Below are 891 nucleotides of genomic sequence, written 5' to 3'. Positions count from 1 at the left end.
CAAAGGCGCCAACGCCGGCCACGCCACCGAAGCCAACATGGACCGCCTCGACGGTGCCGGCGCCGCTGCCGCCGTGGAAGCCCGCGCCGTCACCGCCAACGACTCCGCCGCCATCGTGCGCGCCAAGGCCGCCCTGGACAAACTCGACGTCGCCGAAGGCCTCGCCGAACTCGAAGGCGCCTCCGCCCGCGTCGCCGTTGACGAAAAGCGCATGATCAACTGCCGCGCCGACCTCAACCAACTCGTGCCATTCAAGTACGACTGGGCCTGGCAGAAGTACCTCGACGGCTGCGCCAACCACTGGATGCCGCAAGAGGTCAACATGACCGCCGACATCGCCCTGTGGAAAAACCCCGAAGGCCTGACCGATGACGAACGCCGTATCGTCATGCGCAACCTGGGCTTCTTCTCCACCGCCGACTCCCTGGTAGCCAACAACCTGGTGCTGGCCGTGTACCGCCTGATCACCAACCCGGAGTGCCGCCAGTACATCCTGCGCCAGGCCTTCGAAGAAGCGATCCACACACACGCCTACCAGTACTGCATCGAATCGCTGGCCATGGATGAAGGCGAGATCTTCAACATGTACCACGAGATTCCATCGGTCGCCAAAAAGGCCGCCTGGGGCCTGAAGTACACCCGCTCGATCTCCGATCCGAAGTTCGAAACCGGCACCGTCGACACCGACAAAGAGCTGCTGCGCAACCTGGTCGCCTACTACTGCGTGCTGGAAGGCATCTTCTTCTACTGCGGCTTCACCCAGATCCTGTCCATGGGTCGCCGCAACAAAATGACCGGCGTGGCCGAGCAGTTCCAGTACATCCTGCGCGATGAGTCGATGCACCTGAACTTCGGTATCGACGTGATCAACCAGATCAAAATCGAAAACCC

1 protein-coding gene is annotated in these 891 nt (G+C 62.0%); it reads left to right on the top strand.

Features of this window, described 5'->3' with window-relative positions:
• Positions 1 to 37: 37 nt before the first annotated feature.
• Positions 38 to 891: ribonucleotide-diphosphate reductase subunit beta (locus OC445_RS26895; RefSeq protein WP_084712400.1), on the top strand; the 854-nt coding region annotated here is incomplete at its 3' end.

The organism is Pseudomonas sp. Pse35 (genome assembly GCF_024519715.1).
Taxonomy (GTDB): Bacteria; Pseudomonadota; Gammaproteobacteria; order Pseudomonadales; family Pseudomonadaceae; genus Aquipseudomonas; species Aquipseudomonas paracarnis.
This window is presented reverse-complemented; position numbering and strand designations above follow the sequence as displayed.